Source organism: Amycolatopsis sp. NPDC049688 (assembly GCF_040674975.1).
GTDB lineage: Bacteria > Actinomycetota > Actinomycetes > Mycobacteriales > Pseudonocardiaceae > Amycolatopsis.
In genome coordinates this window covers 97,742-116,675 of record NZ_JBFANY010000010.1, presented here as the reverse complement: position 1 = coordinate 116,675, position 18,934 = coordinate 97,742, and the positions used below count along the sequence as shown (strand labels likewise).

Here is an 18,934-nt window from a genome sequence, read left to right as displayed (position 1 = left end):
CAAATTTTGCGTGTACGCTCGCGGACATGCCCGAAGAGCTGCTGGACGCGACCGACCACGAGATCCTCGCCCTCCTGCGCGAGGACGCCCGCCGGACGCTGTCCGACATAGCGGACCGGGTCACCCTGTCCACGGCGGCGGTCAAGCGCCGCATCGACCGGCTGCGCGAGACCGGGGTGATCACGGGGTTCACGGTCCAGGTCGACCACGCGAAGCTGGGCTGGGGGATCGAGGCGTTCACGGAACTGCGGTTCGTGGGCAACACGAAGGTGGCGGAGATCCTCCGGACGACAACGCGGATGCCGGAGGCCCAGGCGGTGTTCACGATCGCGGGCGACCCGGACGCGCTGGTGTGGTTGCGGGTCCGCGACATGGCCCACCTGCAGAAGACGATCGACGAGATCCGGCGGCAGCACCAGGTGACGGGGACGAAGACGTTGATCGCGCTGGAATCCTGGTCGCGTTAGCCGTGGAGGTCGTGACCCTGGCGGAGCGTCCCGATCTGGGTTCGGCGGTGTACGCCATCCCGTACCCGGCGGATTCGCCGCGGTTCATGGCGGGCAGCTTGACCAGCCTGCTCGTCCGGGGGCGGCGGGTGGCCCGGCGGTGGCCGGAGCTGGTTGTTGCCTTGCTGGATCGTGGGGTGCCGGTTGCCCGGGGCATCATGGTTCCCTTCCGCGGGCGGGAGCCTTTTCCCGCCCGCGGCTGGGACGAGGTGGCCGTCTGGGCTGCTGAGGATGCTCTTGACGGGGTTGCTCCCGATGCCGCTTGTGCGCTGGAGATCGCGGTTCATCCTGGGTATCAGCAGCGTGGCCTTTCCTCCGTGGTTCTGGCCGCGATGCGGGATGCTGTTGCTGCTGCCGGTCTTTCTTCGCTGGTAATTCCCGTTCGGCCGCCGGGCAAGGCTGCCGTTCCTCTTCTGCCGATGGCCGAGTACGCCTTCGCGGTTCGTCGGGACGGGCTGCCCGCCGATCCTTGGCTGAGGACTCATGTCCGGGCCGGTGGGCGGATCGAAGGTGTGGCTTCCTGCTCGGCCACCGTGCAGGCGCCGTTGGCTTCTTGGCGGGAGTGGACCGGGCTGGGGTTCGATCGTGAGGGTGTGGCCGTGGTTCCCGGCGCTCTTGCTCCGGTTCTTGTTTCCGTTGTGCACGACTATGCTGTTTATGTCGAAGCCAACGTCTGGGTTTCGCATCGGGTCTAGTCCCGGAGCAGAACTCCGGAAGCCCGCTCCCGCGCAAAGAACGTCTCCGGCCATTCGATCGAGTCCGGCGGCGCCTCGATCGCCGTTGCCCTTCGGCGCAGCTCCGTCAGATAGTCCGTGTCCAGCACCGCCCGGGCCGACAACGGCTCCCGCAGCAGCAGATCCGCCGGACCCTCGTACAGGTACGCATCCACCCCCGGATGCCCCCGCGTCCCCGGCGGGTACTCGCGGTTCACCGGGAAATACGTCGTCTCCAGCGCGCCGAGCCATGACCCCTGAAGCGGCACCAAGGCAGGCCACGCCCCCAGCTTCCGCTCCAGCCGCGCATTGTCCGCAGTGAACCCGCGGTGGTCCGCGATGACGTACGCCGCCCCCGGGTACTCGCGCTCGAGCTGGGCCACCGCTCCGCTGCCGCCGTCGTGGGTCAGGTGGCCCAAGCCGAACAGCATCAACGCCCTGCGCCCCTTCTGCAGCACTTGCGTCTTCACCACGGACGCGATCGAGGCGTCGCGGTCCAGGAACGGCTCCAGGTCCGCCGGTGTGTGCACCCGGCTCCAGTCGATCGGCGGGTCGGCCGCCAGCACCCGGAGCTTCCGTGCCGCCGGCAGCGTCGTGTTCACCCGGCGCACCAAAGCGAACAACTGCTCGTAGAACGTCGAAAACCCGCAGCTCGGCTGCGTCGTGTCGCGCCAGACGCGGCTGATGTCCGGCACGTCGCCGCCCCCGGTGTACGCGTCCAGCAAAGGCTGCAGACGCGCGTTGCCGCACTCCACCACGATGTCGTTCACCCGCCCTGGAAATCGCGGGTCGCGGACGAGGTCGAACACGAACGGCCCGACGTCCGGGCTGGACTTGGCCACGATCGGGTGGGTGTCGAACGCCGCGAGCAGAGCACCCGCCGGGTCCGGGCGGGCGGGTGGCTGGCCGGTGGCCGGGGCCGCGAACAACGTGAGAGCCGCGATCACGGCCAAGAAGAGTCGCATCAGCTTGTTTCCCCATTGTCTTAAGACAGTAAGACAGCGAGGGCAGCATCCCGGGCGGGCCCCGGCATTGTCAAGGGCGGGTCAGTGGCGGAACGCCTCCGCCAGCCACCACGATCCGCCGTCGTCCGCGATCTTCGCGTCGATCACCAGCGGTTCCGCCCGCGGCCCGGCCAGCCAGTCCCGGACCGGCGTCAGGTCGGAACGGCTGCGCACCGTGACACCCGTGCAGCCGAAGCCGCGGGCGAGCGCCGCCAGGTCCGTGTCCGGGAAGCGGACCGTAGTCATGTCGGCGGCGCCGAAGTGGTGGACCTCGGCGCCGTACGCCGCGTCGTTGTACACGATCACCACCAGGGGCAGGCGCAGGCGGACCGCCGTGTCCAGTTCGGACAGTGCCATGTGGAATCCGCCGTCGCCGGTGCCCAGGACCGGGAGGCGGTCCGGGCGGGCCAGGGCCGCTCCGATCGCCGTGGCCAGGCCCAGGCCGATGCTCTGGAACGCCTGGGTGAAACAGAATCCCCGCTCGTCGGGCACCGACAGGTACGCGCTCGGGTAACCCATGAAGTTGCCCGAGTCGATCGAGACGATCCGGTCGGCCGGCAGCAGGTCGTCCAGGAGCTGGGACAACGTCCGGGGGTCAATGCGGCCGTCACCGGGCCGTTCGTCGTGCTCCACGTCGTTCCAGCGGCCGGTCGCCACCCGGGCCGCGACGTCGTCCGTGCGGTAGCCGAGCTTCCCGCCCACCAGAGACAGCACCTCCGAAGCCGTGCAGCCGACGTCACCGACCACCCCGAGGTCGATCGGGCGGTGGGCGCCCAGGGCCGCCTGCTCGACGTCGACCTGCGCCAGCTTCGCGTGCGGGCTGAGCAGCTTGCCGTGGCGGGTGGTCCACATGTTCAGCGCGCAGCCCCAGCCCACCACCAGGTCCGCGCCCACGATCAGCTCGGCCGCCACCGGGGAGGCGAACCCGCCCGAGATGCCCAGCGCGAACGGATCGTCGTGGAACAGGCCGTGCGCGACGGCGGACGTCGCCAGCAGCGCGCCGCACCGCGAAGCCAGCTGCCGCAACGGTTCGCGGCTCGCGCGGGCGCCGCGGCCCGCGATGAACACCGGCCGCGCGGCGGCCTCCAGGAGGTCCGCGAGCGCGGCCACCGAAGCCGCGTCCGGCCGGACCGGAGCCGGCCCCGGGATGTCCGGCAGCGGGACCTGCGGTGGCGCCGGTTCGGCCTGGACGTCGAGCGGCAGGTTCAGCACGACCGTCCGGCGCTGCTGCACCGCCGTCCGGAACGCCCGCACCGTGTCCGCCACCGCGCTCGCGGCCGAATGCACCCGCTCCGGCACCGCGCCGACCGCGGCGGCCAGGCCGTCCTGGTCGATGCGGAAGTTCGACAGCACCGACGCCCCCGCCGAATCGGCCGCGAGGACCACCATCGGCGTCCGGCTCTTGGCCGCCTCGGTGATCCCGGTGACGGCGTTGGTCAGACCGCAGCCCTGGTGCAGCGACAGCACCGCCACCTTGCCGCTCATCCGGGCGAACGCGTCGGCCATGCTCGCCGCGCCACCCTCGTGGCGGGCCGCGACGAACCGGACGCCGCCGGCGCGCAGCGCGTTCGTCACCTCGAAGTTGCCGCTGCCCACCACGCCGAAGGCCATGCCGGCGCCCAGCTCCGCCAGGGTCCGGCCGACCAGTTCGGCGACGTTCACCGCTCCACCAGGGCCAGCACGCGGGCGGGGCTGCCCGACCCGCCGACGATCGGCAGCGGCGAAACCACCAGCAGCACGCCGGTCGGCGGCAGCGAAGCCAGGTTCTGCAGCTGCGTCAGGCCGTGCTTGCCCGCGCCGAGCAGGAGCTCGTGGCACGGGAACATCGGCTCGAGCCCCGGCGCCTGGCCCGCGTCGGTGCCGACCGTCTCGACACCCAGCCCGGTGATCGGTGTTTCCTCGGCGAGCCAGCGGGCGCACTCCGGGGACACGCCCGGCGTGTGCGAGCCGGATTCGTCGGCGTTGAGGAACTCCGCCTGGTCGGCGCTGCGCGCATCCCATCCGGTGCGGTAGAGCAGCCAGCCGCCGTCGGGCAGCGGGCCGTGCTCGGCCGTCCAGCCGCGGACGTCGTCGACCGACAGGAGGAAGTCCGGGTCCGCGATCGCCCGGGCGGAGAAGTCGAGCACCACCGCCGGCGCCACCAGCGTCTTCAGCGGCACCTGCGAGACGTCGTGACCGTCCTTTCCGGACACCCAGTGCACCGGGACGTCCAGGTGGGTGCCGGTGTGCTCGCCGGTGTGGATGTCGTTCCAGTACCAGCGCGGGCCGCGCTCGTCGTAGCGGCTGATCTCCTCCAGCCGGAACGGGATGGTGTTGGCGAACGGCTCCGGCAGCTGCAGGATCGGCGTGCTCGAACTCAGGGGAGCGGTCAGGTCGACGATCTCGATCGTCCCGCCCGCGATCGCCTTGCTCAGCCCGTCCAGCAACGACATGCCTGCCTCCCGGTGTGTGCGTCCCGGAAGCCTATGACGAAGGGCGGGTCCTTGACAGCGGCTCGCCCGAAGGTGTTGTCTTAATGTCGTAGGACAATAGGAAGGTATCGGGTGATCGAGTTCGTCCTGGACGGCCGCTCCAGGGTCGCCACGTACATGCAGCTCGTCGTGCAGGTGAAGCAGGCGCTGCGCGTCGGCCTGCTGCGCCCCGGCGACCAGCTGCCGAAGGTACGCGAGGTGGCCCAGGCGCTGGCGATCAACCCGAACACCGTGCTCAAGGCCTACCGCGAGCTGGTGCTGGAGGGGCTCGCCGAAGGCCGGCCCGGGGTGGGCACGTTCGTCACCGGCAGCCTGGCCGGCCCGTCGCTGGCGAACCAGGCGGAGCTGCGCGACGAGCTGGTGGCCTGGCTCGGGCGCGCCGAAGCCGCGGGGATGTCCGACGACGACATCGCCGCCCTGATCGAGACCACGATGCGCGGCGCGCGGGCGCCGCAGGACCTGGCGTAGGGGAGTCGGATGGAACTCGCGGTTCAGACCCGCGGCCTGGGGAAGCGGTACGGGCGCACCTGGGCGGTGCAGGACTGCGCGCTCGAGCTGCCCGCCGGCCGGATCGCGGCCCTGGTGGGCCCGAACGGCGCGGGCAAGACGACGTTGCTGCACCTGCTCGTCGGGCTGCTGCGGCCCGACGCGGGGGAGGTGCGCGTGTTCGGCCGCGATCCGCGGGACGTGCTCGCCGACATCGGGTTCGTCGCGCAGGACACCCCGCTGTACCGGGACTTCACCGCCGCGGAGCTGGTCACCATGGGCGCCAGGCTCAACCGCCGTCGCTGGGACGCCCCGCTGGCCCGGGACCGGCTGGCCCGGCTCGGCATCCCGCCGGACAAGCCGGTGGGGAAGCTGTCCGGCGGCCAGCGCGCCCAGGTCGCCCTGGCTCTGGCGCTGGCCAAACGCCCGCGGCTGCTGCTGCTCGACGAGCCCATCGCCAGCCTGGACCCGCTGGCGCGCCGCGAATTCATGCAGACGCTGATGGGCGCGGTCGCCGAAAGCGAGACGACCGTGCTGCTGTCGTCGCACCTGCTGGCCGACCTCGAGCGCGCCTGCGACCACCTCGTCGTCCTGCAGCAGTCCCGGGTGCAGCTCACCGGCGGGGTCGACGAGCTGCTGGACACCCACTGCTCCCTCGTCGGCCCCCGGGCCGGCAGCGGGTCCATCGCCGGCGTCGCGGAGGTGGTCCGCGCGAGCCACACCGAACGCCAGTCGACGCTGCTGGTCCGCCGCGGCGACGGCCCGATCGATCCACTGTGGACGGAGCACGGAGTGACCTTGGAGGACGTGGTGCTGGCGTACCTGGCCGAAGCCGGAGCCCGCGTCCCGGCGTCCGCGTGGGAGGTGCCGGCATGATCTGGCTGACCTGGCGCCAGCACCGCAGGCAGGCGCTGTTCACCCTCGGCGCGCTGGCCGTGCTCGCCGCGATCATGGTGCCCACCGGCCTGGCGATGCACGCGAAGTACGACAGCCTCGGCCTCGCCGCCTGCCGGGCCGCGCTCGGCACCGCGCCGCTGGTCACGCAGACCGAGGCGGTGGCCCGCTGCGAAAGCCTCGGCCACCAGTTCCAGGACCAGTTCAGCGGCCTGGTGTTCGTCGCCGTCCTGTTCGTGGTCCTGCCCGTGCTGGTCGGCGTGTTCTTCGGCGCGCCGCTGGTCGCCCGCGAGGTCGAACAGGGCACTCACCGTCTCGTGTGGACACAGGGAGTCAGCCGCCTGCGGTGGGCACTGGCGAAGTTCGGCCTCGTCGGCGCGATCACCGCGGTGCTGGCCGTCGGGTACGCGCTCGGCGTGTCCTGGTGGTTCCGGCCCCTGGCCGGCGCGACCACCGGCCGGCTGGCCTACGTCACGTTCGACGTCCAGGGGGTGGTGCCGGTCGCGTACACGCTGTTCGCGCTCGCCCTCGGCGTCTTCGCCGGGACGTACTGGCGGAAAGTGCTGCCCGCCATGGCCATCTCCCTGGCCGGGTTCGCGGTGGTCCGGGTCGCGGTCGAGGTCCTGGCCCGGCCGCGGTACCTGCCGGCGCAGACCCTGTCGTTCGCCCCGACGGGCACGCAGACGCCGAACCCCGCGGCAGGGAACTGGGTGATGCAGCAAGGGGTCCGCAACGCGGCGGGGGAGCTCGTGCTGCCGGACGCGCAGATCGGCCCGTGCCCGCCCGCCGGCTGCGGAGCCGGTGGCGGCGACGTGGGCGCGGGGGCGTACAACTGGCTGGAATACCAGCCGGGGGACCGGTTCTGGCTCTTCCAGGGCATCGAGACCGGGATCTTCGTACTCCTGGCCGCCGCGCTGGTGTTCTTCGCGCTCCGTCGCCTGCGCACGATCGCCTGACCGGCGCGGGTTCTCCACCGGACGCCGCCGCGGCTTCGTGAGTTTTCCACCCCGCGGCGGCCGATCGGGTGATCTGCCGGGGTAAGCGGGGGAACCCGCCCCGGAGGGCCGGTGCACCGTCGTACAGTCACACCCGGTGAGGGAGGACAACGGTGTTTCCGCTGGGCGCGCGGGGGGTTCGGAACCGTGGCGGGTATGCCTGCTGAGTTCGTCGGGCCGGGTACTGGGCGCCGGGATGCTGCTGGGCGAAAACACCGTGCTCACTTGTGCGCACGTCGTGCAGGCACTGGAAAAGGAAGCGCTTTCGGGACAGCACCTGCGGGTCCGGTTCGTCGGCCTCGCCGGAACGCCGGAAACGCGCGCCGAGGTGCGGCCCGGCTGCTGGGTGCCGCCGTCGGCGGACCTGCGCGGTGACGTCGCGCTGCTCGACCTGGAAGAACGGTTCCCCCACGTGCCCGGTGCGCCGCTGGTCCGCCTCGGCGCCGTGCGCGACCGGGCGGTCCACACCTACGGGTTCCCGCAGGGGCACCGCAACGGCCTCTGGGTGAACGACGCCGTGCTGGCCGGGCCGTCCGGGCCGGCCGGAGAGTGGGTCCAGGTCAACTCCAAACTCCCGGGGGAGCGGGTCCGCCGCGGTTTCAGCGGCGGCGGCGTGATCGACAAGGCGACCGGCGCGGTGCTCGGCATGGTGGTCACCGAGTACACCGACGAAGAGGTCGGAACGGCGTTCATGCTCCCCGTCGAGGTGATCACCCGGCACGTGCCGGACGTGGCCCGGTGGGTGGGCGCACCCCCGCGGCTGCCGACCGGCCCGCTGATCGTGCTCGTCAGGGCGAGCGACTCGGACGTCCTCGGCTACTTCCAGGCACAGGTGCGGCGGGAACGCCGGGTATCCCGTCCGCCGGCCGCGCAGCGGGAACCCGGCGAGCGGCTCGCGGCGATCGTCGACGCCGCCGGCCGGACCGCCGAGGAGGTGGCCGACCGCGTCAAGGCCGGCATCAGCACCGAAGAGGTCCCCACCGTGCTGGCGCGCACCCCGGAGGCGGTCGCCGTCGCGGTGACCGGCATCGACGCGGCCCGCGCGCCCGAGGAGGTGCTCACCGGCGCGGTGAAACCGTTGGTGGACCAGGGAGCCACCGTCCTGGCCCAGTTCAGCGCGCCGGACTCGCCGGGCCTGAGCCTGGCCCGCCACTGGGAAAGCGAGCGGAACGCGCACGGCCTGGAGCGGCTGGCGCTGCTGGTGGAAATGGTGGAGCACGAGGAGGAACGGACGCGGGCCGTGGCCACCCGGCTGGGTGCCGACGCGGCGGTGCCCAGCCCGTCGGCGGGCCTGCACCTGCGGCTGAGCATTCTGCGGTCGGCGGGTGAGCAGACCGACCCCGGCCGGATGCGGCGCGCTCTGGCGAAGGCCGAGCGGGAAGCCGAAGCCGCGTGGCAGGAGCTCGGCCGGCTTTACGCCGAACTCGGTCCGCAGGCTGCCCTGCTCGACGAACTGCTCGGACGGCTGCGCGCCTACAACGCGAAGGCGACCAGTGAGGGCTTGAGGGAAGACGAGGAACTGGCGGATCTGTACCGCGCGGCCATGGCGGCCCTGACCACGCGGCCGGTCGACCTGGAAGCCGCGGCCGGGCTGGTCGGGCGGTACGTGGACGCGGTCCGCCTCCGGTGGGAGGGCGCGTGACGGCCGGAACGGTGTGGTGCCACGGGCAACCGGTCGGGCCGATCGGGTTCTGCGAGGTCTGCGGCCGCCGCCGGGTGCCGGCCGGGCAGCCGGCCGCCGAACCGGGCGGATCCGGCCCGGCAACCGGGAGCACCCGGCGCAGTTTCGAATTCCCGGGCGGTGACGCGGACTTCCAGTCCCTGCCGGCGATCGAGGTGCCGGACCCGGAGAAGCTCGTGCTCACCGAGCCCGACTTCCCCGAGCTGCTCCGGTTCTGCGGCCGGTGCGGTGAGCCGGTCGGCCGCGCCTACGCCGGTGAGCCGGCGTACGCCGAAGGGTTCTGCGAAAGCTGCGGCGAACGCTTTTCCTTCCTGCCCAAGCTGACGCGCGACGAGCGGATCGGCGGCCGCTACCAGGTCATCGGGTGCATCGACCACGGCGGTTTCGGCTGGATCTACCTGGCCGCCGACACCAAGCTCGGCGGCCAGCACGTCGTGCTCAAGGGCGTGATCAACAGCGGCGACGAGGTGCGGCGCGCGCAGGCGCGGGCCGAGCGGGACGTGCTCGTCGGGCTCGACCACCCCAACATCGTGCGGATCACCGACTTCGTCGAGCACGGCGACGCACCGGACACCTACCTGGTGATGGAGTACGTCGGCGGCCGGTCGCTGCAGAACCTGCTGCAGAAGGGGCCGCCGCCGCGGGTCGAGCACGTGATCGTCTACGGCCAGGCGATCCTCGCCGCCCTGGACTACCTGCACGGCGAGGGCCTGCTCTACTGCGACATGAGCCCGGCGAACGTGATCCACGGCGACAAGCGCGTCAAGGTGATCGACCTCGGCGCGGCCCGCCCGATCGACGCTCCGCCCGGCCCGAGGGTCGGGACCAAGGACTTCCAGGCGCCGTCGCACGAAATCGAACGGCACGGCCTCACCGTGCGCTCGGACCTGCACGCCGTGGGAAAGACACTCGAGGCCCTGCTCGACGGCGCGGCCGAAGAACCCCACCCGGAGCGCGTCGCCGGTGGCCTGAGCTCCCTGAACCGCGTCCTCGGCCGGGCCGTCGCGCCGTTCGAACGGCGGTTCGCCACCGCGGCCGAAATGGCGGAGCAGCTCGAGGGCGTGCGCCGGGAAATCCTGTCCCTGCGCGACGAACAGCCGCGTCCGGTGCCGTCGGCGCTGTTCGAGGACACCGCGGAACTGCTCGACGAGGGCCTCGGTGCGGTGCCCGGCCTCGACCACTGGATCACCGGCGACCACGCCGCCGACGAGCTCGACCTCGGCCTGCCGGAGGCGGCCGACGGCGCCGGACGGCTGCCGGTCCCGCGGGTCGTTCCCGACGACCCCGCGGCCGCGTTCATCGCCGCCGCGGGCGCGCCCGGGCCGCGCCGCTGGCTGGACAAGCTGCGGATGTTCGGCGAACCCTCGGCCGAGATCGCGTTCGCCCTGACCCGGGTGCAGATCGCCCTGCACGAACCCGGCGAGGCCGCCGTGGCCCTGTCCGCGGCCGAACAGCTGCTCGGCGCCGAGGCCACCCGCGACTGGCGGGCGGCCTGGCACCACGGCCTGCTGGCCCTGGCGCGCGGCAACGCCAAGGAAGCCGCCGCCAAGTTCGACGCCGTGCACGGGAGCCGGCCCGGCGAGATCGCGCCGAAGCTGGCCCTCGGGTACTGCGCCGAACTCCGCGGGGAGACCGCGCAGGCCGAGCGCTGCTACCGCTCGGTGTGGCACCGCGACCACGCCCAGGTCAGCGCCGCGTTCGGGCTGGCCCGCTGCGCGCTGCGGAACAAGGACCGCGACGCCGCGGTCGCGCTGCTCGACGTCGTCCCGCCGATCTCGCGCCACTACGACGCCGCGCGGATCGCCACCGTGCGGATCCGCGCCGGCCGCCTGCCGGCCGGGCCGCCCGGCCGCGACGACCTCGGCGACGCGGCGCGGCGGCTGCCCGAGCTCTACCTCGACCCGGAGGCCCAGGACCGGCTGGAGGCGCTCGTCCGCGAGGCCGCCCTGGCCGGGCTCGGCGGCCACGAGGGCTGGAACGGCGGCGCGCTCCTCGGCGAGCACGTCACCGAACGCGGCCTGCGGTCGCTCCTGGAGCAGTCCCTGCGCCGCCTCGCCGAACAGGCGCGGGACCGCAACGAGCACGGCCTGCTGGTCGACCTCGCGAACTCCGTCCGGCCGAAGACGAGAAGGTGATCGGATGCCCGAGCGGGACCGCCCGTCGTTCACCCTCCGGCTGGACCAGAACAAGTACCTCGCGCCCACCGGCGACCGGATGGACGTCGTGCTCACCGTGCGGGTGGGCGAGGCGGGCGCCGCCGCACCCGAGCCACCACCCACCGCCGAGCTGCTGCTGGTGGACTGCTCCAGCTCGATGGACTGGCCGCCGACGAAGATCGAGGCCGCCCGGCACGCCTGCCGGGCGGCCATCGGCTCCCTGCGCGACGGGGTGCTGTTCGGCGTGGTCGAGGGCACCGGCCGCGCGCGGCTGGTGTACCCGCCCGCGCCGCCGCTGGCGGTGGCCGGCGAGCGGACCCGGCAGGAGGCGAAGGACGCCGTCGCCAAGCTGATCGCCGGCGGCGGCACCGCGATGAGCACGTGGCTGGACCTGGCCCGGGAGCTGTTCGCGAAGACGCCGGCGGCCATCCGGCACGCCGTGCTGCTCACCGACGGCCGCAACCAGTCCGACCGCGCGGGCGCGCTGGAAGCCGCGCTCGGCCGCTGCCAGGGCGAGTTCGCCTGTGACGCCCGGGGCATCGGCGACGACTGGGACCCGCGGGACCTCGACCGCATCACGTCCGTGCTGCGGGGCAGCGCGGACGCCGTCCTGGAGGACGCCGAGCTCGCCGGGGACTTCCGGCGCCTGGTCGAGCGGGCGATGGGCCGGACCGTGCCGGACCTCCGGCTGCGGCTGACCACCATGCCCCACAGCCGGCTGCGGTTCGTCAAGCAGGTCTTCCCCACCGAGGTCGACCTGACCGCGCAGAGCCGGACCGAAGGCCGCGAGCTCGAACTGCCCACCGGCGCGTGGGGCGAGGAGCTCCGCGAGTACCACCTCTGCCTCGACGTCGCGGCGGCGGAGCTGCCCCGGTCCGAGGACCTGCTGCTCGGCACGGTCACCCTGGCCGAAGACACCGGCGCCCCGGTCGTCGAGCGGCAGGCCGTGGTGGCCTACCTGACCGACGACCTGGCGCTGTCCAGCGTGCCGGACGACCACGTCGCCCGCGTCACCGGGCAGGCCGAGCTGGGCCGCGCGGTCCGGGCCGGCTGGGAAGCCTTCGAACGCGGCGACCGCGCGGAGGCGGCGCGCGAATGGGGTACCGCGGTCCGGCTGGCGACCGAGCTGGGCAACGCGGAGATCCTCAAGCGCCTCGGCCGGCTGATCGACTTCGGCGAAGACGGCAGCGTGGCGTTCAAGGAGGGGGTGCGCCCCCGCCACGGGTTCTCCCTGGTGCTGGGGTCGACCATCTCCACCTACACCGGTGCGGCCGAACCCGGTGCGGCCGTCCCCGCCGAGGTGGCCGGTGCGCCCCGGCAGTGCGTCCACTGTGGACACAAAGCGCTGCCTTCGGCGAAGGTGTGCGGGCACTGCGGCAAGCAGTTCGAGCCCGGAGCCCCGTCGTGACGGCGACCAGCACCACCCGGCAGACTCTGTGGTGGCTGCGGATCGGCCTGATTGCCGGCAGCGTGCTGGTCCTGGGCACGGCTTTGGCGACCTTCCTCGGCGTGCGGGCCAGCATCGCCGAGGTGCGGGACCGCACCGCACCCGCGGTGCTCGAGGTCTCGCTGGCCAAGGAAGCGATCGTGGCCGCGCACGGGGCGGCGGTGACCGCGTTCGACACCCGGCAGGCGCGCCTGACCGGCCCCAGCGAGCAGTACGAGGACGAAATCGCCCGGACGAGCCAGCAGCTCACCCAGGTCGCCGAGCACAACGCGGCCGGTGCGGCAGGCAGCCAGACGCTGCGGCTGATCGAAGGGCTGCTGCCGTCGTACAACGGTTTCATCGGGCAGGCCGACGCCCATTTCCGGCAGGACGGGGGGCGGGCGCTCGCCGCCGGCGACCTGCAGAGCGCATCGGACCTGCTGACCGCGCCGGAGAACGGGATCCTCGCCCGGCTCGACGCGCTCGAGGCCGCGCAACGCGCCGCTCTCGACCAGCAGCTCGGGGCGAACTGGCTGAGCCCCGCGATCACGGTGCTCTGGGCGGTACCGCTGGTCCTGCTGCTGGCCGCGCTGCTGTGGGCCCAGCGGTTCCTCGCCCGGCGGTTCCGGCGCACCGTGAACACCGCGCTGCTGGCGGCCACGGTGGCGTGCGTGCTGCTGGGCGCGGGCACGGCCCTGCTGCTCGGCATCCAGTCCGACGCCCGGGACGGCGGTGCCGCGCTGGAGCACGCCGTCGACGCCCGGTCCGCGGCCACCACAGCCGCCGCCGGCCGGACCCGGTGGACCCTCGCCCAGGTGCTCACCGCCCAGTGCGGCATCGAGGGAGTGGCCGCGTGCGGCGAGACGGTGACCGCCTTCGCCATCGCGACACCCGTCCCGCCGGCCGCCCCGAAGACACCGCCGGGCGCCCGCGACGAAACGGCGTTGCTGGGCCCGCAGCTCGCCGAACCGGGGTGGAACGGGGCCCTCGGCTTCGGGATCCCGGTGCTGGCCGCCGGGATCGGCGTCCTCGCGGCCGCCGGCCTGCAGCCCCGGCTCGACGAATACCGGTTCCGCGTCAGGAGAGAGCCGTGATGAAGCGCTGTGCCGGCCTCGCGCTGGCCGTCGTTCTCCTGCTCTCCGGGTGTACGGCCGGGGCCGGCGTGGAGCCGGTGATCGTGCTGGGGTCGTGGACCGGCGACGAGCAGGCGGCGTTCTTGCGGGTCCTCGACGGGTTCACCCGGGAGACCGGGATTCCCACGCGCTACCAGGGCACCCGCGCGCAGAACCAGGTGCTGCGCGGGGACCTGCAGCAGGGCACCCCGCCCGACGTGGCGGTGCTGTCCAACCCGGCCGAGCTGGCGGGGTACGCGCGTTCGGGACAGCTGAAGCCGCTGACGGACGTCCTCGACGCCGACGCGACCGCGGCGTACGGCCCGCAGTGGCTGAAACTGCAGCAGCTCGGCAGCGCCACGATGTACACGGTCGTGGTGAAGGCGGATCTGAAGAGCATCGTCTGGTACGACCCGCACCGGTTCGGGGAACGCCCGCCGGACACCTTGGACGCGCTCGTGGCTGCTTCCCAGCGGCTCGCCGAGGCCGGGCAGCAGCCGTGGTGCCTCGGCATGGGGGCGCCGCCGAACTCCGGCTTCCCGGGCACCGACTGGCTCGAGGACATCCTGCTGCACCAGGCTCCGGACCAGTACGGCAAGTGGGCGGCCGACAACCTGGCCTGGACCGACGAGGCCATGCGCACCGCGTGGCAGACCTGGGGCCGGCTGGTCCTGGCCCCGGGTGCGGTCGGCGGTGGCAGCACGGCGGCCCTGCTCACCTCGTTCGCCGACGCCGGCCGGGGCCTGTTCGCCGATCCGCCCGGCTGCCTGCTGGAGCACCTCGGCTCCTTCGCCATCGGCGGCTACCTGGCGGTCCCGCGGCCGGCCGGGCCGCCGGTGCCCGACCGGGACTTCCGGTTCTTCCCGTTCCCGGGCACCGGGAAACCCGGACGCTCCGAGGTGTCGGCCGACCTCGCCGGGATGTTCCACGACACCCCGGCCGCGCGCCGGCTCATGGTCTACCTGGCCGGGGAACAGGGGCAGCGGATCTGGCCGTCCGGCGGGACGACGTTCTCGGTACACCGGCGTCTCGCCGGCCAGGACGTCTACCGCAGCGACGTGAGCCGGCAGATCGCGAAGGTCCTCGCCCAGGGCACCGCCCTGTGCTTCGACGCGTCGGATCTGATGCCCTCGGCGATGACCAGCGCGTTCTACCAGGCCGTGCTGGAGTACCTGGCCCACCCCGACCGGCTGGACGAGCTGCTCAAACAGCTGGAACAGGTGCGTCTCGGCATCGGCCGCGATCAGTGGCTCGACCTGCCGTGCTGAAAACCGTGCGGAAGAAGGAGATCCGGTGCAGGAGTTCGTGCGTTTCCCGCTCGCCGACGGCGGTTCGGTGGTCGTCGAGGTCGAGGGCGAACCCGGCCTCGAGCACGCCTCGGTTCCTTCGGGGGTGCTGCGCAAGGCGACCACGACCTTCGAGCACGCGCTGAGCGAGGTCCGGGTGGCCGCGGCCGCCGCGCTGGCGCAGTTCCGCGACCTGGGCCCGGACGAGGTCGAGCTGAAGTTCGGCGTCAAGCTCGACGCCCAGGCCGGGGCGGTGATCGCGCGCACCGGCCTGCAGGGCCAGTTCGAGGTCAAGCTGAAGTGGGTGCGCGACGGCGAACCGTCCACAGAGGACGCTGTCGCGGAGCCGGAGGAATGAGGCCCTACGGCTTGTAGCCGACGACCCCGGCGACGCACCGCGCCGAGTCGCTCAGCGGGGTGAGCCGGGGGCCGTCCGGCCACCACTCGTCGCACACCGCCATGCCCGGCCCGGCCGTCGCGTTCGGCTGGACCAGCTCGAGGCCGTCCATCAGCGCCTCGATCTCCGCGCGGGTGCGGAAGCGGCCGGCCCCGAGCGGACCCTGGACCAGGATCTGCTCGATGCGCTTGGCGATCGCGGTAAGTTCCGGCACCTCGGGGTCGAAGAAGTGCGAGAGCACCACGTACGAGCCCGACGGCAGCGCGTCGATGTAGGTGCGCATGATGTCGAAGACGCCGTCGCCCTCGCAGTGGTGCATCGTGCCCACCTGCAGCAGGGCGACCGGCTCGGTGAAGTCGATGTGGCGCAGCACCTCCTCGTGGCCCAGGACCTGCGGCGGGTCGAAGATGTCCGCCTCGACCATGTGCGTGAAGTCGTTCTCGACCAGCAGGGCCCGGCCGTGGGCGAGGACCACCGGGTCGTTGTCGACGTAGACGACCGTGTTGTCCTTGTCGATGCGCTGCACGATCTGGTGGGTGTTCTCGGCCGTCGGCAACCCCGATCCGCAGTCGAGGTACTGGTGGATCTTCGTCTGGTTCGCCAGCATCCGCAGCGCGCGGTTGTGGAACCCGCGGTTGCCACGGGCGATGTCCACCGCTTCCGGGACCGCGGTGCGGATCTTGTCCATCACCACGCGGTCGACTTCGTAGAAGTTGTTGCCGCCGAGGAACCCGTCGTAGATCCGCGCGATGCTCGGCCGAGCGGGGTCCACCCCCACCGGTGTCTGGCTCGGGGACAGCGTGGACGGGACGTCGGACATGGCGACCTCGCAGGACTTCGGCGGGCTGCGTTGCGCCACCCAGCGTAGTAGGCCGCGTCCTGCGGGTGAACCCGGCCCGGTCAGCCGCTGGGGCGGAGCCGCTGGCCGGGGATGTCGGCGGCGCGCTGGGCGCGTTCGCGGCGCAGCCGCTCGAGGTGCTGGTCGATCCGCCGGTCGAGGTCGCGCGCGGCCTCGGACAGGTCCGTCGGGTCGCGACGGGACGCCGGGCGCCCGGTGGCCGCCCCCGTGTCCACTTCGTCCCCTGCCCTGTCCACTACCGCACCTCCCGGATCGGCCTGGCCCCCGCTCCTGGCGTTACTGCCCCATCGGGGGCTTGCCAAAACACTGCTCCGCGTGAACCGCGGCACGCCGCCGTCCGGTGGACCCGCGGGAAAAGCCCTGGTCACAATTTTGACCAGGTGGTAGAAATTGGGCAGCCGTGGCGGACGACCCGCCACCGGGAACTGGAGGAGCTGGGGATGAGCCTGCCTTCCGTACAGCTGTATTCGGTCCGCGACGCCTTCGCGGCCGACCCCGCCGGCACCCTGCGGCGGCTCGCCGAGATCGGCTTCACCCAGGTGGAGCCGTACGGCGTCGTCGAGAACGTCGACGCGCTGCGAGACGGCCTTCCGTCGAACGGCCTGACCGCCCCGACCGCGCACGCGCGCCTGCTCGGCGCCGACCAGCAGGCCGTGTTCGCCGCGGCGGCCGAGCTCGGCATCGGCCTGGTCATCGATCCGCTGGTGCCGCCCGAGCAGTGGCAGGACCCGGCCGACATCGCCGCCACGGCGGAGGCGCTCAACGCCGCCGCCAAGCTCGCGGCCGAGCACGGCGTGCGCGTCGGCTACCACAACCACTGGTGGGAGCTGCAGTCCCGGATCGACGGGCGCAGCGCGTTCGAAGTGTTCGCCGAACAGCTCGACCCGGCGGTCGCGCTGGAGGTCGACACGTACTGGGCCACCGCGGGCGGCGAGGACGCGCCCGCCCTGCTCCGGCGGCTCGGTGACCGGGTGCGGGCCATCCACGTCAAGGACGGCGGCCTCGCCACCGACGCCACCGGCCAGGTGCCGGCCGGGCAGGGGCGGGTGCCGGTCGCGGACGTGCTCGCCGCCGCGCCGGACGCCTTGCGGGTGGTGGAGTTCGACGCCTTCGACGGTGATCTCTTCGCGGCCATCGCCGCCAGCCACGCCTTCCTGACCGGCGCCGGCCGGTGAGCGGCGGGCCGGTCGGCGTCGGGATCGTCGGCGCCGGCGTGATCAGCGGCACCTACCTCGAGAACCTGACCAGCTTCCCGGACGTCGACGTGCGGTGGGTCGCCGACCTCGACACCGGGCGGGCGGCGGCCCGCGCGGCCGAGTACGGCGTCCCGCGTTCGGGCACGGTGGCCGGGCTGCTGGACGACCCGGACGTCGAGATCGTGGTCAACCTGACCGTGCCGGTCGCGCACGTCGAGATCGGGCTCGCCGCGCTGGAGGCGGGCAAGCACGTGTGGGCGGAGAAGCCACTGGCCCTGGACCGCCAGACCGGCCGCAAGCTGCTGGATCGCGCACGGGAGAAGAACCTGCGCGTGGCCAGCGCCCCCGACACCGTGCTCGGTGCCGCGTGGCAGACCGCGCGGCGGGCCGTCGACGCGGGCCGGATCGGCCGTCCGCTGACCGCGCTGGCGCTGTTCCAGGTGCCCGGCCCGGAGGTGTGGCACCCGGCGCCGGAGTTCTACTTCCAGGCCGGCGGCGGCCCGCTGCTCGACATGGGCCCGTACCACCTGACGGCGCTGGTGCACCTGCTCGGCCCGATCCGCCGGGTCACCGCGGCCGGCGCCCGGGCACGCGACACCCGGGTCATCGGGGCCGGCCCGCGGGCTGGCACGGAGTTCCCCGTCTCGGTGACCACCACGGTGACCGCGCTCGTCGAGTTCGAAAGCGCTTCCGCGCAGGTGGTGCTGAGCTTCGACTCGGCGCTCAGGCGGCCCGCGCTGGTCGAGCTGACCGGCACGCTCGGCACGGCCGTGCTGCCGGACCCCAACCGGTTCGACGAGCCGACCCGGCTGCACCTGCTCGGCCACGACGAGCCGGAAGAGCTGCCGGCGCAGGGACACGCGGCTTCGCGCGGCACCGGCACGCTGGAGCTGGCGCGGGCGATCCGGGCCGGGGTGCCCGAACGCGCGTCCGGTGAGCTGGCCTACCACGTGCTCGACGCGATGCTGGCCATCGACGAGTCGCTGACCCACGGGCAGAGCGTGGACGTCGCCGGCACGGTCGAGGTCCCGCCGGCCCTGCCGGTGGGCTGGGACCCGTACGCGAAGACCCTCTAGAGCGGGACGGTGAGCAGGTTCTGCAGGTAGAAGCGCAGCGAGCCGACCAGGTCGACGTCGCCCGGGACGGTCAGCCACTGCACCTGCAAGCCGTCCATCAGGGCGATGAACGTCAGGGCCGCCAGCCCGGGCTCGACGCCCGCGCGCAGTTCGCCGCGGGCGGCGAGGGCGTCGAACGACTCGTGGACGCCGTCGCGGGCGGCCCGGTAGTGGCGCACGAAGTACTCGTGCGCCGGGTGGTCCGGGGCGACCGCTTCGGCGGCGAGCCGGGAGTAGAGGTCGACGATTCCGGGGTGGCGGACGTTGTGCTCGGCGAGCGCGACGAAGTGGCGCAGGACTTCGAGCCCGGGCGGCACGGTGAGTTGCTCGCGTTCGGAGTCCTCGGCGTCCCGGCGTTCGAGCACGGCGGCGAGCAGGGCCTCCTTGGTGGGGAAGTAGTAGAGGAGGCCGGCGTGCGAGATCCCGACGCGCTTGGCGATCTCCCTCAGCGACGAGCTGTGGTAGCCGAGCTCGCCGTATGCCGCGGCCGCCGCCGTGATGATGTCTTCGCGGCGGATCCGGCCCTTCAGGTAGCCCCCGGTCACGGGGTCGCGGTGGTCTCGGCGGCGTGCACGGCCCCATCATGCCGCAGCGGGATTTCGCACATTCGACGTGAGCGGACGAACAAAGTGGTTGT

General features: G+C 72.9%; 19 protein-coding genes. 13 read left to right on the top strand and 6 right to left on the bottom strand.

The window, feature by feature from the left end; genetic code table 11:
- The first annotated feature begins 26 nt into the window (after window positions 1-26).
- Window positions 27-467 (top strand): Lrp/AsnC family transcriptional regulator, encoded by a 441-nt coding sequence (locus AB0J55_RS28860; RefSeq protein ID WP_364255109.1) that lies wholly within the window; start codon window positions 27-29, stop codon window positions 465-467.
- 11 nt (window positions 468-478) lie between these two features.
- Window positions 479-1,201 (top strand): hypothetical protein, encoded by a 723-nt coding sequence (locus AB0J55_RS28855; RefSeq protein WP_364255106.1) that lies wholly within the window; start codon window positions 479-481, stop codon window positions 1,199-1,201.
- Here AB0J55_RS28855 and AB0J55_RS28850 read toward each other — a convergent pair.
- The 3 genes from AB0J55_RS28850 to AB0J55_RS28840 all read right to left on the bottom strand — a co-directional run bounded on the left by AB0J55_RS28850 (window position 1,198) and on the right by AB0J55_RS28840 (window position 4,655).
- Window positions 1,198-2,184, bottom strand: a complete 987-nt coding sequence (locus AB0J55_RS28850; protein WP_364255103.1) for a hypothetical protein — start codon at window positions 2,182-2,184, stop codon at window positions 1,198-1,200. The genes AB0J55_RS28855 and AB0J55_RS28850 overlap by 4 nt on opposite strands.
- Window positions 2,185-2,265: 81 nt before the next feature.
- Window positions 2,266-3,885: a thiamine pyrophosphate-binding protein gene (locus tag AB0J55_RS28845; RefSeq protein ID WP_364255100.1), complete on the bottom strand. Its 1,620-nt coding sequence runs from the start codon at window positions 3,883-3,885 to the stop codon at window positions 2,266-2,268.
- Window positions 3,882-4,655: a cyclase family protein gene (locus AB0J55_RS28840; RefSeq protein ID WP_364255097.1), complete on the bottom strand. Its 774-nt coding sequence runs from the start codon at window positions 4,653-4,655 to the stop codon at window positions 3,882-3,884. The genes AB0J55_RS28845 and AB0J55_RS28840 overlap by 4 nt, the downstream gene beginning before the upstream one ends.
- A 111-nt stretch (window positions 4,656-4,766) precedes the next feature.
- Between AB0J55_RS28840 and AB0J55_RS28835 the strand changes: the two genes are divergently transcribed.
- From AB0J55_RS28835 to AB0J55_RS28795, 9 genes are all read left to right on the top strand, one after another.
- Window positions 4,767-5,162, top strand: coding sequence for a GntR family transcriptional regulator (locus AB0J55_RS28835; RefSeq protein ID WP_364255094.1), 396 nt, complete (start codon window positions 4,767-4,769; stop codon window positions 5,160-5,162).
- Between the two features lie 9 nt (window positions 5,163-5,171).
- Complete coding sequence (locus AB0J55_RS28830) at window positions 5,172-6,056, top strand: ABC transporter ATP-binding protein (protein ID WP_364255091.1); 885 nt, start codon at window positions 5,172-5,174, stop codon at window positions 6,054-6,056.
- Window positions 6,053-7,030 carry a transporter gene (locus AB0J55_RS28825; protein WP_364255088.1) on the top strand — a complete coding sequence of 326 codons (978 nt, stop codon included), beginning with the start codon at window positions 6,053-6,055 and terminating at the stop codon, window positions 7,028-7,030. The genes AB0J55_RS28830 and AB0J55_RS28825 overlap by 4 nt, the downstream gene beginning before the upstream one ends.
- 136 nt (window positions 7,031-7,166) lie before the next feature.
- The gene (locus tag AB0J55_RS28820) at window positions 7,167-8,711 is read left to right on the top strand and encodes a serine protease (RefSeq protein ID WP_364255086.1); all 1,545 of its coding nucleotides are present in this window, start codon (window positions 7,167-7,169) and stop codon (window positions 8,709-8,711) included.
- Window positions 8,708-10,885 (top strand): tetratricopeptide repeat protein, encoded by a 2,178-nt coding sequence (locus AB0J55_RS28815; RefSeq protein WP_364255083.1) that lies wholly within the window; start codon window positions 8,708-8,710, stop codon window positions 10,883-10,885. The genes AB0J55_RS28820 and AB0J55_RS28815 overlap by 4 nt, the downstream gene beginning before the upstream one ends.
- 4 nt (window positions 10,886-10,889) lie before the next feature.
- Window positions 10,890-12,314 carry a VWA domain-containing protein gene (locus AB0J55_RS28810; RefSeq protein WP_364255080.1) on the top strand — a complete coding sequence of 475 codons (1,425 nt, stop codon included), beginning with the start codon at window positions 10,890-10,892 and terminating at the stop codon, window positions 12,312-12,314.
- A complete protein-coding gene (locus tag AB0J55_RS28805) occupies window positions 12,311-13,426 on the top strand; it encodes a hypothetical protein (protein WP_364255077.1) in 1,116 nt (371 codons plus the stop codon). Before AB0J55_RS28810 ends, AB0J55_RS28805 begins: the two co-directional genes overlap by 4 nt.
- Complete coding sequence (locus AB0J55_RS28800) at window positions 13,426-14,712, top strand: ABC transporter substrate-binding protein (protein WP_364255570.1); 1,287 nt, start codon at window positions 13,426-13,428, stop codon at window positions 14,710-14,712. Before AB0J55_RS28805 ends, AB0J55_RS28800 begins: the two co-directional genes overlap by 1 nt.
- Window positions 14,713-14,737: 25 nt before the next feature.
- Complete coding sequence (locus AB0J55_RS28795) at window positions 14,738-15,088, top strand: CU044_2847 family protein (protein WP_364255074.1); 351 nt, start codon at window positions 14,738-14,740, stop codon at window positions 15,086-15,088.
- A gap of 4 nt (window positions 15,089-15,092) precedes the next feature.
- On the opposite strand, the gene AB0J55_RS28790 is transcribed toward AB0J55_RS28795, so the two are convergent.
- Complete coding sequence (locus AB0J55_RS28790; protein WP_364255567.1) at window positions 15,093-15,947, bottom strand: SAM-dependent methyltransferase; 855 nt, start codon at window positions 15,945-15,947, stop codon at window positions 15,093-15,095.
- A gap of 80 nt (window positions 15,948-16,027) precedes the next feature.
- Window positions 16,028-16,222: a hypothetical protein gene (locus AB0J55_RS28785; RefSeq protein ID WP_364255071.1), complete on the bottom strand. Its 195-nt coding sequence runs from the start codon at window positions 16,220-16,222 to the stop codon at window positions 16,028-16,030.
- Window positions 16,223-16,426: 204 nt separating this feature from the next.
- Here AB0J55_RS28785 and AB0J55_RS28780 point away from each other — a divergent pair, with 204 nt between their 5' ends.
- Together AB0J55_RS28780 and AB0J55_RS28775 are read left to right on the top strand one after the other, a co-directional pair.
- A complete protein-coding gene (locus AB0J55_RS28780) occupies window positions 16,427-17,161 on the top strand; it encodes a TIM barrel protein (RefSeq protein ID WP_364255068.1) in 735 nt (244 codons plus the stop codon).
- Window positions 17,158-18,258, top strand: coding sequence for a Gfo/Idh/MocA family oxidoreductase (locus AB0J55_RS28775; protein ID WP_364255065.1), 1,101 nt, complete (start codon window positions 17,158-17,160; stop codon window positions 18,256-18,258). Before AB0J55_RS28780 ends, AB0J55_RS28775 begins: the two co-directional genes overlap by 4 nt.
- Here the strand turns inward: AB0J55_RS28775 and AB0J55_RS28770 are convergent.
- The gene (locus AB0J55_RS28770) at window positions 18,255-18,842 is read right to left on the bottom strand and encodes a TetR/AcrR family transcriptional regulator (protein ID WP_364255062.1); all 588 of its coding nucleotides are present in this window, start codon (window positions 18,840-18,842) and stop codon (window positions 18,255-18,257) included. The genes AB0J55_RS28775 and AB0J55_RS28770 overlap by 4 nt on opposite strands.
- Window positions 18,843-18,934 lie beyond the last annotated feature (92 nt).

Excerpts from the sequence above, each read along its gene's own strand:
- AB0J55_RS28800 (WP_364255570.1), top strand. The coding sequence starts at position 13,426 with ATGAAGCGCTGTGCCGGCCTCGCGCTGGCCGTCGTTCTCCTGCTCTCC.
- AB0J55_RS28825 (WP_364255088.1), top strand. The coding sequence starts at position 6,053 with ATGATCTGGCTGACCTGGCGCCAGCACCGCAGGCAGGCGCTGTTCACC.
- AB0J55_RS28860 (WP_364255109.1), top strand. The coding sequence starts at position 27 with ATGCCCGAAGAGCTGCTGGACGCGACCGACCACGAGATCCTCGCCCTC.
- AB0J55_RS28840 (WP_364255097.1), bottom strand. The coding sequence starts at position 4,655 with ATGTCGTTGCTGGACGGGCTGAGCAAGGCGATCGCGGGCGGGACGATC.
- AB0J55_RS28780 (WP_364255068.1), top strand. The coding sequence starts at position 16,427 with ATGAGCCTGCCTTCCGTACAGCTGTATTCGGTCCGCGACGCCTTCGCG.
- AB0J55_RS28790 (WP_364255567.1), bottom strand. The coding sequence starts at position 15,947 with ATGTCCGACGTCCCGTCCACGCTGTCCCCGAGCCAGACACCGGTGGGG.
- AB0J55_RS28850 (WP_364255103.1), bottom strand. The coding sequence starts at position 2,184 with ATGCGACTCTTCTTGGCCGTGATCGCGGCTCTCACGTTGTTCGCGGCC.
- AB0J55_RS28830 (WP_364255091.1), top strand. The coding sequence starts at position 5,172 with ATGGAACTCGCGGTTCAGACCCGCGGCCTGGGGAAGCGGTACGGGCGC.
- AB0J55_RS28810 (WP_364255080.1), top strand. The coding sequence starts at position 10,890 with ATGCCCGAGCGGGACCGCCCGTCGTTCACCCTCCGGCTGGACCAGAAC.